This window comes from Parasediminibacterium paludis (assembly GCF_042651445.1).
GTDB classification, from domain to species: Bacteria; Bacteroidota; Bacteroidia; order Chitinophagales; family Chitinophagaceae; genus Parasediminibacterium; species Parasediminibacterium paludis.
The window spans coordinates 35,546-49,701 of record NZ_JBHSDC010000019.1; the positions used below are offsets into that span (position 1 = coordinate 35,546).

Annotated in this window: 10 protein-coding genes; 6 read left to right on the plus strand and 4 right to left on the minus strand. The window is 35.7% G+C overall.

The features are described 5' to 3' along the window. Positions 1–54: 54 nt before the first annotated feature. The 3 genes from ACFOW1_RS09960 to dnaN form a co-directional block, all read right to left on the minus strand. A complete protein-coding gene (locus ACFOW1_RS09960) occupies positions 55–1,548 on the minus strand; it encodes a glycoside hydrolase family 32 protein (protein ID WP_379013984.1) in 1,494 nt (497 codons plus the stop codon). A 110-nt stretch (positions 1,549–1,658) separates the two neighbouring features. Beyond that, complete coding sequence (kdsB, locus tag ACFOW1_RS09965) at positions 1,659–2,384, minus strand: 3-deoxy-manno-octulosonate cytidylyltransferase (RefSeq protein WP_379013986.1); 726 nt, start codon at positions 2,382–2,384, stop codon at positions 1,659–1,661. Between the two features lie 81 nt (positions 2,385–2,465). After that, positions 2,466–3,581, minus strand: a complete 1,116-nt coding sequence (dnaN, locus tag ACFOW1_RS09970) for a DNA polymerase III subunit beta (RefSeq protein WP_379013987.1) — start codon at positions 3,579–3,581, stop codon at positions 2,466–2,468. Between the two features lie 228 nt (positions 3,582–3,809). Here dnaN and ACFOW1_RS09975 point away from each other — a divergent pair, with 228 nt between their 5' ends. Next, positions 3,810–4,298, plus strand: a complete 489-nt coding sequence (locus ACFOW1_RS09975) for a regulatory protein RecX (RefSeq protein WP_379013988.1) — start codon at positions 3,810–3,812, stop codon at positions 4,296–4,298. A gap of 1 nt (position 4,299) precedes the next feature. After that, positions 4,300–5,088, plus strand: a complete 789-nt coding sequence (locus ACFOW1_RS09980; RefSeq protein ID WP_379013989.1) for an amidohydrolase — start codon at positions 4,300–4,302, stop codon at positions 5,086–5,088. Positions 5,089–5,169: 81 nt separating this feature from the next. Here ACFOW1_RS09980 and ACFOW1_RS09985 read toward each other — a convergent pair whose 3' ends face one another. Further along, a complete protein-coding gene (locus tag ACFOW1_RS09985; protein ID WP_379013990.1) occupies positions 5,170–5,964 on the minus strand; it encodes a TIGR00266 family protein in 795 nt (264 codons plus the stop codon). Between the two features lie 695 nt (positions 5,965–6,659). On the opposite strand from ACFOW1_RS09985, the gene ACFOW1_RS09990 reads away from it, so the two are divergent. The 4 genes from ACFOW1_RS09990 to ACFOW1_RS10005 all read left to right on the plus strand — a co-directional run bounded on the left by ACFOW1_RS09990 (position 6,660) and on the right by ACFOW1_RS10005 (position 14,156). Then, a complete protein-coding gene (locus ACFOW1_RS09990) occupies positions 6,660–8,006 on the plus strand; it encodes a sigma-54-dependent transcriptional regulator (protein ID WP_379013992.1) in 1,347 nt (448 codons plus the stop codon). Positions 8,007–8,167: 161 nt separating this feature from the next. Next, the gene (locus ACFOW1_RS09995) at positions 8,168–8,710 is read left to right on the plus strand and encodes a heme NO-binding domain-containing protein (protein WP_379013994.1); all 543 of its coding nucleotides are present in this window, start codon (positions 8,168–8,170) and stop codon (positions 8,708–8,710) included. Positions 8,711–8,717: 7 nt separating this feature from the next. Next, positions 8,718–12,992: a PAS domain S-box protein gene (locus ACFOW1_RS10000; protein ID WP_379013995.1), complete on the plus strand. Its 4,275-nt coding sequence runs from the start codon at positions 8,718–8,720 to the stop codon at positions 12,990–12,992. A gap of 21 nt (positions 12,993–13,013) precedes the next feature. Beyond that, positions 13,014–14,156: an FIST signal transduction protein gene (locus ACFOW1_RS10005; RefSeq protein WP_379013996.1), complete on the plus strand. Its 1,143-nt coding sequence runs from the start codon at positions 13,014–13,016 to the stop codon at positions 14,154–14,156.

A 14,156-nucleotide genomic window follows, 5' to 3' on the forward strand; every position in this document is an offset into this window, starting at 1 on the left:
ATTACACGAAATTGAGAGAATTACATGAATTACACGAATTAAGTTGGCCTCAATTTATTTGCTTTTTGAAGATGCTTGCCAAACGCTGTTCATTTTCCAAAGGTGTTCGCTTTGGAAAATAGTAGTGCCACCATTGCTATATAGCTCAATACCGTTATTAGTTTCATCAGGAAATAGCTGTACTGTAAATACCACCGAGCCATCATTGGCATAAATTTCTACAATGCTTTTATCGTAAAAAATGTGCAACTGTAGTTTGCCATTTACCAACGGTACTTTGGCTCTGCAAATAGCAAGGCTATCAAAATTTTTATTAAAGGACGTTGTGCCCACATTGGTTCTATCAGTAAAAAGTGTTTGAGTGGCAGCATCGTAACCAATGGTAAAATAGTGACCATTACCTACTGCAATTTTCACTCCTGCTTCGCCGCTAGTAGGCTGCATGATACAATCCATTTCAAATACTTGACTTTTAACCGGCAGCTCATAGCTATTTGAGACCATAATATTTGCGAAGCTAGACAAAGCACTTCGCAACGTTTTGATATTGTCAATTGGCTGTTGTATTAACTGCCATTGGTTATTTACCTTCTTCACAGATAATTTACGCGGCAAAGCCATAGCGCCTTTCCAAGGTGTGGTAGGAATATCATTGGCATAATACCAGTTATTTACCCAACCAATAGCTACAGGCTGCTTGCTTGGTGTATTGTGATAAGCCACAGCAGCGTAATATTCTGTGCCATAATCTTGCTTAAAAATTGTAGTAGCAGGGTTTTCATTGGTAAAATGTGTACCATCAAACTCACCTACAAAGTACTGCATAGTGGCATTTTGAGAGGTAAACAGTACCCATTTGTATTTGCCAGACTGACCTTGTATAGGTACTTGCATTAAATCTGGACATTCCCACACACCACTGGTGTCGCCAAGTGGCCCAAACCTGCTTATTTGCTGCCATTGTTGTAAATTTTTCGAAGCAAAAAAGCCCACTTGGTGTTCATTTGGGAAAGACAAAGCCATGATCCATTGTTGCTTATGCTGGTTCCAAAATACATTAGGATCTCTAAAATCTTTCTTGTGATAATTGAGTACAGGATTGCCTTTAAACTTAGTCCATGTAAGACCTTTATCGTTACTAAAAGCAAGGTTTTGTGTTTGTAATGTATCTGTGTGACCAGTATAAATAGCTACTAAAGGTTGCGCACCATTTACCGAGAAACCAGATGTATTTTTTACATCTAATACTGCCGAACCAGAAAAAGCCATGATACCATTTTCTTCTGTAATAGCTATTGGCAGGTGTTGCCAATGCAATAAATCTTTACTGGTAGCATGGCCCCATGTCATGTGACCCCACACATTACCAAAAGGGTTTGACTGGTAAAATAAATGGTACACACCATTAGCATATACTAAACCATTGGGGTCATTAATCCAGTTTTGTGGTGTAGTAAAATGATACTGTGGTCGGTAGGTTTCTTGGTATAATTTGGTTTGTGCAAATGACTGGTTTGCCAAAAGCAATAAAATAGCGAAATATTTCATATAGTAACTGTTGTATAACCATAAATATCACGTATAAAGCTCGCTATCAGCTTTTGTTATGATTTGCAAACGTTTGAGGTTGAAAAATTAATCGATATGAATAATTTTATTTATAAAAGTTTAACTGCTTTTTCTAAGTCTTCAGGTGTATCTATTTCTACACCCATATAATCCGTAACCACCATTTTTAAGGTTACACCATTTTCTAAATAGCGCAAACATTCTATTTTTTCCGCCGCTTCCATAGGTGTTATGTCCCATTGAGTAAAGGTGAGTAAAGCCTCTTTTCTAAACGCATATACACCAATATGTTCGTAATAAGTAGGTGTTACATTTTTATCTCGTTGATAAGGAATAACAGAACGACTAAACATCATCGCGTTCATATTTTTATCTACAGCTACTTTTACATAATTTGGGTCTGCAATAAGCTGTTTATCTTTTAGCACCTGCATTAGCGAAGCCACTTGCACCTTGCTTTCTAAATCCTCTTCAAATACTTGCAATAATTTTTCAAGCGGCTCTTTTTTAACAAAAGGTTCATCGCCTTGCACATTTACAATAATATCTACATCCATAAGCTTAGCTGCTTCGGCTATTCTATCGCTACCGCTTTCGTGCTGTGCTTTACTCATTACCGCCTTGCCACCATTATTTACAATTTCGTCGTAAATCACTTCGCTGTCGGTAACTACAATTACATCGTCAAACAAGCCGGTTGCAAAGGTATTATCGTGTGTATGACGTATTACAGTTTTAGTACCTAATGGCTGCATCAACTTAGCAGGAAAACGTGTAGCACCGTAACGTGCAGGTATCATTGCTATTATCTTCATGAGTCTATGATTATTAGTCTAAAATTAAAAATCCCCCCAAGCACTGAGAGGATTTTTAGGGATTATATTTTGTTCTATCAATTAATTGTTCAACATCAACGGCATTACCAGCATTAATAAATCTTCGCCCTCAGCTTGTTCGCTAGGTTTAATTAAACCCGCTTTAGTAGGTGTTGATAATTCTAATCTTACTTCGCTAGTTTCTGCTGCATTTAGCATTTCAATTAAAAACTTCGCGTTGAATGCTATTTGCAAGTCTTCGCCGTCGTATTGGCAATTCATCCGTTCGTTACCCTCAAAGCTAAAATCAACATCTTGCGCTGCCATTTGCAATTCGCTACCAGTAATGCTTAACGCAACTTGATTGGTACTCTTATTACTAAAAATACTTACACGGCGCAATGCACTTTGAAAATCAGCTTTTGTAACAATTAGTTTGTATGGATTATCAGCAGGAATGACCACCTTATAATCTGGAAAACGTGCATCAATTAAGCGACAAATCATTTGTACATCGCCATGATTTACAAACAAATGGTTGCTGTTATAACTTACAGTAATCTCATCATCGTTATCTGGCAAAGCATTTCGTAGTAGGTTTAATGGCTTTTTAGGAACAATGAATGAGTCGGTTTTTGTAGCAAATGTATCCGTGCGTTTGTAACGTACTAAACGATGTGCATCGGTAGCCACAAACTGAACACCTTCTTTACTTAATTCAAAAAATACACCTGTCATTGCAGGGCGCAAATCATCGTTACTTACAGCAAATAAGGTTTTGTTGATGGCTGTTACCAAAGCTGTACTTTTCATCGTAAAACCAGTGGTATCATCGCTTGCAGGCTCTTTAGGAAAATTATCTGGGTTTTCGCCTGGCACTTTGTATTTACCATTATCGCTGGTAATTTCTACTGCAAAGTTTTTATCAATGTTAAATGTTAATGGTTGGTCAGCAATATTTTTTAAACTGTCTATTAAAATTTTCGCAGGAATACACACTTTACCATCTGCCTTGCTTTCTACTTCCATTTGCACACGCATTACCGTTTCTAAATCGGTGGCGGTAATACTTAGTTTTTTATCTTCAATATCAAATAGAAAATCTTCTAAAATTGGCAGCACTGTATTGGCATTAATAACACCATTAATTTGTTGCAAGTGCTTTAACAGCGAGGATGACGAAACAATAAACTTCATTCGAACAGAATTTTTTGTGTTGGCAACAAACGTACTGCAATTTGGTAATATTCTTAAGAGAGATATTGGTGCAAGACAGATTTCGCAGAGAGAATGTGGTTATTGTGTGAATTAGGAAAATGATTTGAATGATTGAGTGATTGCCAACAAGCCATTATTTTTGATTGTTAACAATGGGTTTTAATGCCTAGATATTCTTGGCTTTAATTGATAAACGCAGGTACAGCAGTGACATTTAAAAAGCAAGTAACAACAGAAGAAGCGCTGCAAAAATTAAAACACTTTTGCGGCTATCAAGAGCGTAGCCATTACGAAACACAGCAAAAATTGTATAGCTTAGGGTTGTATAAAAAAGATGTTGACATATTGTTATCACAACTAATAGAAGAGAATTACCTGAATGAGGAACGCTATGCCATTGCCTTTGTAAGTGGCAGATTTAAGATAAAGCAATGGGGCAGAATAAAAATAAAATATGAAATGCAGCAACATAAAGTGAGTAGCTATAATATTACCAAAGCCATGCAAAGTATTGATGAAACAGACTATTTAGCTACCTTACAAGCATTAGCCGAAAAAAAATGGAATAGCCTAAAAAGTGAGCAATACTTAAACCGACAAGCTAAAACCACTAGCTTTCTATTACAGCGTGGCTTTGAGCCGAAATTAATTGCAGCCGCTATTGCAAAAATAAGAGACAATTCTAAAAACAAGTAGTATGTCATTAACGATTACCATTATACAAGCAGATATAGTTTGGGAAAATATAGATGCCAACTTAGAACAATTTACCCAAAAAATTAATAGCATTACCACTAAAACCGAAGTAATTGTACTGCCAGAAATGTTTAGCACAGGTTTTAGCATGCAGCCAGAAAAACTAGCAGAAACCATGGATGGTAAAGCGGTACGATGGATGCTGAAAACTGCCATAGAAAAGCGCGTAATTATTACTGGTAGCTTAATGATAGGAGAAAGTGGTAGATATTACAATAGACTTATCTGGATATTACCAAATGGACAAATGGGCTATTACGATAAGCGCCATTTATTTGGCTATGCCAATGAAGATCAGCATTACACAGCAGGTAATAAACGCTTGATAGCTCAAGTAAAAGGGTTTAAAATAAACTTACAAATTTGCTACGACCTGCGCTTTCCTGTGTGGGCAAGGCAGCAAGCCAATAAAGACGAGACTCCTGAATACGATATTTTACTGTATGTAGCCAACTGGCCAGAAAAAAGAAGCCACGCTTGGAAAACTTTATTAACAGCTAGAGCCATAGAAAACCAATGCTATGTGGTAGGTGTCAACCGTGTGGGTAAGGACGGGAACGGTATTTATCACAGCGGTGATAGTATGGTGGTAAATGCGCTAGGCGAAACTTTATATCACAAAGCTGATGATGAAGACATTTTTACCATCACACTCGATAAAGAATCTCTAGAAAAAACAATAGCAAGCATTCCTTTCTTAAAAGACGCCGATGGGTTTAAGATACTTTGATGATACAAATTGGAGCGAATTACACGAATGATAATAAATTGAAAAATCCATGTAATTCGCTTCAAAAAATATTGTTAAGTTTTACCAGCCATCACCATCAATTAAATTGCCCAAACCTCCCAAAATACTACCCTCTTCTTTTCTTGGTCCCGTAGCATATTGTAAAATTCTACTTGCCAATCTACTAATTGGCAAGCTCTGAATCCACACAGTACCAGGACCTTGTAATGTTGCAAAAAAAACACCTTCGCCACCAAATAATGTGTTTTTAATGCCACCAATAAACTGAATATCGTAGTTCACTGTAGCGGTAAAGCCTACAATACAGCCAGTATCTATTTTAATAATTTCGCCAGCCTGCAGCTCTCTTTGTACTACATGACCACCAGCATGCATAAAAGCCATACCATCTCCCTCTAGTTTTTCCATAATAAAACCTTCGCCACCAAATAAACCTGTACCTAATTTTCGTTGAAATTCTATGCCGACACTTACGCCTTTGGCGGCGCATAAAAATGCATCTTTTTGACAAATAACGCTACCGCCAAGACGATACAAATCCAATGGAATAATTTTGCCCGGATAAGGCGATGCGAAGCTCACATGCTTTTTTCCATATGATACATTGGTAAAAGCTGTCATAAATAAATTTTCGCCCACAAGCATCCGCTTACCTGCGCTAAATAATTTACCCAATAAACCACCATTTTGTTGGCTACTACCATCACCAAAAATGGTTTGCATTTGTATGCCATCATCCATCATCATAAAAGCACCCGGTTCGGCAACTGCGGTTTCGTTGGGGTCTAATTCTACTTCTACATATTGCATTTCTTCGCCTAAAATGCGGTAGTCTATTTCGTGGTTTTGTATCATGATTATTTATTTGTTTAGTGATTTCAAAAATAAATATTTGATACCTACTTTAAATAACCATGTCAAAAATATGCACCAAGATTTTGTGAAAATTGAGTTCCTAAAAATAAAAAACCATCCGCGTGGGCAGATGGTTGTCGTTCGTAAACAACTAGGGATTAGGGGGTATTTCTTTCCGAGTGCTCCTAGTACAAAATTTAAATATTCGTATAAATTAATCCTCAAATTGTAATAAAGCTATTGCCGAGTAAATAACTCGACAATAGTTTTATTAGGGTTACCAAAAGAATAGGGGTATTTCTTTTAGTATAGGGCATGAACTTTTTCAATAACTCATACCATCTTTTCTTGCTACACTGTTTTCTAAAGCACTAAGTTTGTTTTTAATAGGATTTTGGTGGTGGCTCTTTCGTAGAATGCTGGACTTTCCTTCTGTTTTTTAATTAGGATTTAAAGTGTCTGTTTTTTAAGGTTTTTGTTTTTCAAAAGGTTTAGGATTGTTTGTTAATTCTCATGTTGCTATTTCTTAATTCCTTTCGTGCCAATACATTTCCAAAGCTAGTGCCAGAAAATAAACCATTGATAATCAATAAAAAATCTTTGAGGAAATACGAGAAATATCTATTTTTTGGAAAGAAATTCTAAAAAATGGACAATCTTTACAGCATTACCCATTTTTTCTAATCTGCTAGCTTATGAGTGCTTATAATATTTTTATGGTTGAGGACGACAAATGGTATGGCGAATTGCTACAGTACCATATAAGCCTGAACCCAGATTATAAAATAACGCGCTTTGAAACGGCAAAAGACTGCCTTAACAAACTATACCTACTGCCAGACTTAATAACCATAGATATATCGCTACCAGATATGCAAGGCGATAAGCTATACCAAAAAATTCGTGAGATAGACAAGCAAGTACCCGTAATTGTTATCAGTTCGCAAGAAGATATCACCGTGGCTGTAAACTTGTTAAAAATGGGCGTGAGTGATTATTTGGTAAAAGATGAATCGACCAAAGACTTGCTATGGAAAAGCATTATTCACATTAGGGAAAACCAATCACTTCGCAAAGAAGTAGCGCAGTTGCGTGAAGAATTGGGGCAAAAATTTTCGTTTGAAAAAACATTGATAGGCCAAAGTGATGCACTGAAAAATATTTTCAGAATCATGGAAAAAGCGTCTAAAACCAATATCAATGTATCAATAAGTGGCGAAACAGGTACAGGTAAAGAAGTAGTGGCAAAAGCTATTCACTACAACAGTGATAGAAAAAGGAAAACATTTGTACCAGTCAATATGGCTGCAATACCAAGAGAACTGGTAGAAAGCGAATTATTTGGCTACGAAAAAGGCGCATTTACTGGCGCCGTAACTAGAAAAATAGGCAAATTTGAAGAGGCAAATGGTGGTACAATTTTTTTAGATGAAATAGCAGAGCTAGATTTAAGCGTACAAAGTAAACTGCTTCGGGTATTGCAAGAAAGAGAAGTGGTACGCATAGGTGGCAACGAGAAAATAAAACTAGACATACGCCTATTAGTAGCTACTCATAAAAACCTAGCAGAAGAGGTAAAAAAAGGTAATTTTAGAGAAGATTTATACTATCGCATTATCGGCTTGCCCATTGATTTGCCACCATTAAGAGAACGAGGAAATGATATTTTGATATTGGCGAAGTATTTTTTAGACGACTTTGCTAAAGAAAACAAACTTGGTAGTATTAATATTGCCCAAAGCGCCAAAGATAAATTGCTACGCTACAACTTTCCAGGCAATATAAGAGAGCTAAAAGCCATGGTAGAACTTGCAGCTGTAATGTGCGACGGTAGCGAAATTGTAGCCGACGACATTACTTTTAACGCTACAAGAAGTGAAGATAATTTTATAATTGAAGAAAAAACATTACGAGAATATTCGCTTGACATCATTAAATTCTATTTGAAAAAAAACAATAATGATGTGATAGCAACCGCCAAAAAACTTGATATTGGTAAGAGTACGATATACAAGATGATTCAAGACGGCGACATTAAGTAAAAGACATAATTCCAAAAAATGGACAAACCTTCCAGTTATTGGATTGTTAACGCACTTTTATAACTATAAACAACTGATAATGAAACACTTATTGCGATATTTACTTGGGTACAATTTATGCTCTACATAAAGGTTGAATCATAAGTAAATAAAGGCATACTATGTACGGTATCGTAAATAAAGCAATAGAAGATTTGGTTATTGAAAATTTTGGCGAAGCTAAATGGCAAGCAATAAAAGACCGTAGTGGTGTTGATATAGATTTTTTTATCAGCAACGAGCCTTACGACGACGAAATAACCTTTTTGTTGGCCAATGCTGTGTCGGCAGAAATGGATATACACATAGACGATGTTTTTAATGCATTTGGCGAATGGTGGATCTTAAAAATTGGCAAAGAAAAATATGGCGGATTAATGGCAGCGGGAGGTAAAAATTTAAAAGAATTTTTAATTAACTTGCCCGTGTTTCATAATAGGATAATGATGATTTATCCTAAATTAACACCGCCAGAATTTAGAATTAGTGATGTACAAGAACATCAATTATATGTGCATTATTTTTCTAAAAGAGCTGGATTGAGAGAGTTTGTGAGAGGTTTACTTTTGGGTTTAGGTAAAATGTATAACACACCATTAGCAATTGAATTAGTGCAAGAGAAAATTGGAGAGGATGGTCATGAGATTTTTAAACTAATTTGGTAATTATATTTTGGCAAATCAATTCCTTTTTGAAAAACAGCAGTTTAATCGGTTATTTCCGTTTTATATCCGTATCAACCAAAATTTGGATATAGTAGACTATGGCCAAACCCTTCAAAAAGTATTTCCTAATAGACAAAATTTACCATTAAGTTATAGTTGTGTTATTAAGCGTCCTGCAGATATAGGTTTAAACTTTAATGCACTCAAAAATATAGCTGGCCAACAAGTTATTATTGAATGCTTGAACGAAAAGCGCATTAAAATAAGAGGCCAAATTGAATATTTAGAAAACACTGAGGAGCTTTTGTTTTTGGGTTCGCCCTGGTTTGGATCAATCGAAGAAGTGATAGAAAACAATCTAACACTTGATGATTTTGCCTATCATGATCCTATGATAGATTTACTACATGTATTAAAAACGCAAGAAATTACTTCTGACGATTTAAAACAAGTACTAAAAACAGTCAACAAACAAAAAAACGAACTTAAAAAAGCCAATAAAGAAATACATGATATTGCTTTATTCTCTCGCCTCACACCCAACCCCTTAATTAGAATAGATTTAGAAGGCAATGTTTTAACAAGAAACCCAGCCGCAGAACAATTAGAAATTTTCTACGACAATGGTGTAGAATATAGTTATAAAGATTTTTTTATACTCGTATCGAAAAGATTTAAAGGCGACAACCAAGAGTGGACTTTTGAGACCAAATCAAGCAATAGAGATTTTTCTTTTATATGTAAACCACTTGTAGAAGAACGCTATATTAATATTTACGGTAGAGATATTACACAATTTAAAAAGGACCAAGCAGAGTTACATAAACTCTCATATATCATTCAACAAACACCTAACCCCATAGTAATTACCGACGCAAAGGGCAACATTGAATGGGTGAATAAAGGATTTATTAAAAATACAGGTTATGCGTTAGAGGAAGTAAAAGGTAAAACCCCTGGCAGTGTTTTACAAGGACCCGACACAGACCAAGAAACCAAACTTTATATACGCGAGAAAGTACGCAATGCACAGCCTTTTACTTGTGAAATATATAATTACAAAAAAAGTGGCGAAGGCTATTGGCTTCGTATTAACTCTCAGCCCATTTTTGACCAAGATGGAAATTTAATTCAGTTTTTTGCCATTGAGGAAGATATTACGAAAGAACGTGAAGCAGATAGAAAATTAAAAGAATTTGATAAGCGCCTAAACCTTGCTTTACAAAAAATGGGCGATAATGTATGGGAACACGATTTTGTAACTAATTTAACCAATTTCTCGCAAAAAGAATTTGAATTATTAGGCTATTCCTCAGAAGACTTTAATAACAATGCAGAACTTTGGTACAATTGTGTACACCCAGAAGATAAGCATATAGTACTTAATACCGATAAACAATATCGCAAAGGCGAAATAGACCACCACTCATTAGAATATCGCGTAATTGATAAGAGTGGGGTTACAAGATGGGTATTAGATAGAGGTGTGGTAATTGAGAAAACCATTCATAATATACCAATACGTATAATAGGTACGCATACTGATATTACTGCAAAGAAATCAATTGAAAAAGAGGTAGAAGCATCCGCAAGTCGTATGTCGTCGCTTATTGCCAACTTACAAGCGGGCATTTTATTAGAAAACGAAGACAAGCAAATAACACTTGTAAATAAACGTTTTTGCGAATTATTTGGCATAGAAATAGACCCAGCTTTACTAGTAGGCGCCAGTTGTACAGAGGCCGCACTTGCTTCCAAACATTTGTTTAAAAATGCAGAAGCCTTTATAGACGGCATTACCACTATTTATAAAAACAAGGAGCTTGTAACGGGTGATAAACTAGAGCTAGTAGATGGTCGCACTTTTGTAAGAGATTTTATACCTATATGGAACCAAGGTGTATTTGTGGGCAGCTTATGGGTGTATAACGACATTACCGAAAAACTTACTGCGGAAAAGAAACTTGAAGACCAACGTGTATTTTACGAAGAAATATTGGACAATATCCCATCTGATATAGCAGTATTTGACAACGAACACAGGTATTTATACCTAAATCCCAAAGCCATTAAAGATGTAGAATTAAGAAAATGGATGGTGGGCAAAAAAGATGAAGATTATATTCAACTTAGAAACCTACCTCAAAGCATTTTAGAGGGCAGACGCCGTATTTTTAATGGTGTGTCGCAAACAAAACAATTAAAGAGCTGGGAAGAAGAAAGAACTACTGCCGACGGCTCAAAGATATATATATTACGAAATATGTATCCTGTACTAGATAGCAATCAACAGGTGAAATTGGTAATTGGGTATGGTGTAGATATTACAGAAATTAAAACTATTCAACAGCAGATAGCCCTAAGCGAAAAAAGCTATCGAGATGTGATTGATAATAGTATGGCTATTATTACCACACACGATTTAGAAGGTAAATTTTTAACCGTAAACCCAATGGTGGGCAAGCTCTATGGCTACACCGACGAAGAAATGATTGGCCATGGCATTGATGAATTTATGCTGCCCGAAGACAAAGAATTATTTAAAACAGTTTATCTAAATAACATCATTGCCCAAAAACAAGCAAATGGTATTTTAAGAGTTTTGAATAAAAGTGGTCGGATAATTTACACACTTTACAATAACTTTTTGAAAGAAGAACCAGGCAAACCACCATATATAATCGGTTTTTCCGTTGATATTACCGATAGGGTTTTAGCTGAAAAAGAACTCAAAAAAGCTAAGAAAATTACCGAAGAACTGGCAAAAACCAAGCAAAATTTCTTGGCAAATATGAGTCATGAAATACGCACACCAATGAATGCCATTATGGGAATGGCTAACCAACTTGGCAAAACACCGCTTAATTCCACACAACAATTTTATCTAAACACCATTAATTCTGCCTCAGATAATTTATTGGTAATTATTAATGATATTTTAGATTTATCGAAAATTGAAGCAGGCAAACTAAGTTTTGAAAACATTGGTTTTGAACCGCATTTATTTGTACTAAATGCTATGCAAGTACTTGCCAATAAAGCAGACGAAAAAGGCTTAAAACTCACAAATTCATATTTCGATCAATCGGTGTCTAAGGTGTTAATTGGCGACCCTTACAGACTAAACCAGATCATGCTAAATTTATTAAGCAATGCGATTAAATTTACCGAAAAAGGCACTGTAGATGTAACACTAACCGTATTAAGCGATACATCAACATCGCAACTCATAAAAATAACCATTACAGATACAGGTATTGGTATGGACGACGAATTTGTACAACGTTTATTTGAAAAATTTAGCCAAGAATACGAATCGGTAAGTAGAAAATATGGTGGTACTGGCTTAGGTATGAGCATTTGCAAAGACCTTGTAGAACTAATGGGTGGCAAAATATACGCCACCAGTAAAAAAGGGGTGGGCACAACTATAAGTTTTGAACTCACGCTCAACAAAGGCACTAATGCTGATTTAAAAACCAAAGAAATCATTGAGTTTAAGAAAAACTTCTTGGCCAATAAGAAAATACTAATAGTAGATGATAATGATATGAACCGACTGGTAGCATCTATTATTTTAGAAAATTACGGCACGCAAATATTTGAAGCGATTAATGGAGCTGAAGCAATAGAGAAGGTGAATAGCGTTAAGCCAGATTTGGTATTAATGGATTTACAAATGCCAATTATTAACGGCTTTGAAGCAACAGAAACCATAAGAAAACAAGGCAATAATGTACCTATTATAGCGTTAACAGCTAATGCAATAAAAGGCGAAAACGACAAATGTTTTGTGTCTGGTATGAATGATTATGTGCCGAAGCCTTTTAAGGAGGAAGATTTATTGAAAGTAATAGCCAAGTGGCTTGGTGCCGAATCAGTACCCCCCCCTACAAAAACAGTAGAAACTAACTTTGCTATGCCAGATATCAACCATGAACTTTTGTTTGACCTAACTAACTTAAATACCATAAGTGGTGGTAACGAGGTTTTTATTAAGAAAATGTTAGCTATATTCTGCGAACAAACACCACAGATGGTTCAGGAAATGCAACAAGCATTTGCGGCAAATGAATTAGAAAAAATGGGTGCATTAGCGCATAAGATTAAACCAAGTATAGATAATTTAGCTATAAATTCGTTGAAACAAGTTGTAAGAGATATTGAAGCAGTAGGAAAAGGTAAACTATTATTAGCCAACCTGCCAGAATTGCTACAATTATGCCATGACGTTGTTGTTAAAGTAATAGCACAAATGCGTAATATATACTCTGATTTGTAACAACACCTAAACTATTGCATCATGAAAGTAGCACAAAAACTGTTTACAAATGGGCATTTTACGCCTTCAACTGGAGATACGCTTAGTAGCAACAGCAAAAAACTTGTATTAGGATTTGGTAGTAAAACATTGCTGCAAGACGATACTATTTTCAAACATTTACAACAAGATTACCCACAATCTGACATTGTACTATGCTCAACAGCTGGCGAAATTTATAATGACAGTGTTTACGATGACAGCGTATCGGTTGTAGCCATAGAATTTGAAAAAACACATTTCACAACACTTAATATAAACATCAAAGACCAGCCCAATAGTTTTGAAGCTGGCAAATTATTATTTACCCAATTAAATTTTCTTGGCAACCTTTCTTATGTATTAATCATTTCAGATGGTGGCTTAGTAAACGGTAGCGAGCTAGTAAGAGGTATTGAAGATATTAACCATGGTAAAATACCCGTAACGGGTGGTCTGGCTGGCGATGCCGCCAGATTTATTTCTACACTAGTAGGTTGCAATCAACCGCCTACAGAAGGTAATATTGTGGCAATTGGCTTTTACGGTAGTAATTTACAAGTTGGTCATGGCTCGATGGGTGGCTGGGAAATTTTTGGGCCCGAGAAAAAGGTTACACGCTCTGTAGCTAATCGCTTATACGAGATAGATAATGGCAGCGCTTTAGATTTATACAAAAAATACCTTGGAAAATACGTAGATGAATTGCCTGGTTCGGCACTTCTTTTTCCACTTTGTGTACGATTAGAAGGACAAGAGGGCTATTTAGTGCGTACTATTTTATCTATCAACGAACATGAAAAAGAGATGGTATTTGCGGGTGATATTCCAGAAGGCGCATATGTACGATTTATGAAAGCCAATTTTGACAAAATTATAGATGCTGCTAGTCAGGCTGCAAACAATGCTTTGGTTCAATTCAACACTACCACTAAGCCTAAGCTTGCATTACTAATTAGCTGCGTAGGTAGAAAATTAATTTTAAGTAAGCGAACAGACGAAGAAATTGAAACCGTAAAAGATATTTTTTGCAATGAAACGATTATTACGGGCTTCTATTCGTACGGTGAAATATCACCACTTAGTGCCAATACCAAATGCGAGCTGAATAATCAATCCATGACTATCACAACCTTTAACGAATAA